At 61.3% G+C, this 1522-nt stretch carries 1 protein-coding gene; it reads right to left on the reverse strand.

Annotation, left to right across the window (positions count from 1 at the left end; all coding sequences use genetic code 11):
- Positions 1-392 precede the first annotated feature (392 nt).
- On the reverse strand, positions 393-1331 hold the full coding sequence (locus VGY55_19460) for a hypothetical protein (GenBank protein ID HEV2972160.1): 939 nt from the start codon (positions 1329-1331) through the stop codon (positions 393-395).
- Between the last annotated feature and the right edge of the window lie 191 nt (positions 1332-1522).

Here is a 1522-nt window from a genome sequence, read left to right on the forward strand (position 1 = left end):
TCTGCAAAACAGGCTCGATTGCGGACGCACCGCGCTCCCAGCGATTCCTCTGGATACTTTTCTCGAACAATCCCGGTCCGTAAACTGTGAAAAGCACATGATAAATCTGGGATTAATCACAGTAGGCCCCTGCAGCGTTGGTCGGCCTGCCGCGGCCATAGTAGCGACTGATGTTCCGTATTAGCTTATGCGAATGGCGCCGCATTTGGCGCCGGGCTTATGTCGCCGCGGGGGCGAGAGCCCGAGGATACGCGTGGCGACGCCAACAACGCCGTCGTGGCAGCCGTCGGCTACAACTTCCGGCTCCTCATCGAGTGGCTGAGGATTTTATGAAGCTTGATCCTCGCCGCCTTCGCCGCGCACCCAAAATTCACCCGCGCGGAAAGGGCTATTTATTCACGGACGACTAACGGAGAAACGACGAGTTCGAGCGTTTTCCACTTGCTGTATTTGTCCGGCGGCAGCTCGGTAAATGGTTGGCATGTTTCGAGCGCAGTGATGGCGGCATTCAAAAGTATCCCCGAATCTGGCGACAGGGACGCGTCCAAGAGCTTGGGCTGTGACGCAAGGGTGCCATCGCGCTTGAACGAAATCCGCAGCACGATCGCGACCTTATCGTCGATCAGCGGTATCCAGGCATGCGTGCATGAGCTGAGGCGTGCCTTGAACGCCGCGGTATCATCGTGCGCCAGCTTGGCGGGCTTCGCCGACGGAGCATCGAGGCCGCCGCCAATCCGTCCGTTTGGGAGCCCAAGCGGCATCGTAAACATTTCACCAGCCTTCGGCTGGTCCGCTGCTTCCTTGGGCCGTTCCTGCGGTTCGCGCGCGGGCGTGGTCGGAACAAGCAGCGGCTCGTCGGCCAGAGGCTGCGTCTCGGGCTCCTCCGGCCGCGTTGTCGGCTGGGCGGTCTGTTCGGTGCCCTTGCGTTTCTCTTTCAGATTGGCTTGCGCCTGTTTCAGCGATGGCAAGGCCGGTTTGGGCTCCGGCCGACCGGTGCGCGCACTTCCTTTATCGGAATCGGACCACACTTCCGACCCAGTCGATGCGGATTCCAAATGCGTGCCATCAAAGTTCAAATCGCGGTCCGCCGGGGCGGGGCTCGCGGGCGCCTCGCTCGACGGCACGATTTCGACAATCATCGCCTCCGGTGCAATGGGCTGCACCGCGCTCGCGCCTATATAGGTCAGGCCTAGCAGCAAAGCCACATGGCCGACCGCGGACAAGGCAACTGCATATCGGGAGAACCGCTCCGATCCGATCATGAAGATCGCGCCCAGCCCCTCACCGCATCGCCCCGCGCTCCAACCCCGGCTGCATCGCAGGATTGGCATTTCTATTGTCGGCCAACTAGGGGCGGGCCAACACGCAAAATACCAAACAAACCGAGCCGGGGCCATGGCACCGGCTGAGCGTGTTGCGTGTCGGCTCGCCCGACACCGTGTACCGGACCCGACCACACAGGCAGTCATCCGTCATCTCTGTCATCCCAGTTGTCTCCCCAGAGTTCCCATAGGTCGGCTTG

This window comes from Pirellulales bacterium, from assembly GCA_035939775.1.
In the GTDB taxonomy this organism is placed as follows: Bacteria; Planctomycetota; Planctomycetia; order Pirellulales; family DATAWG01; genus DASZFO01.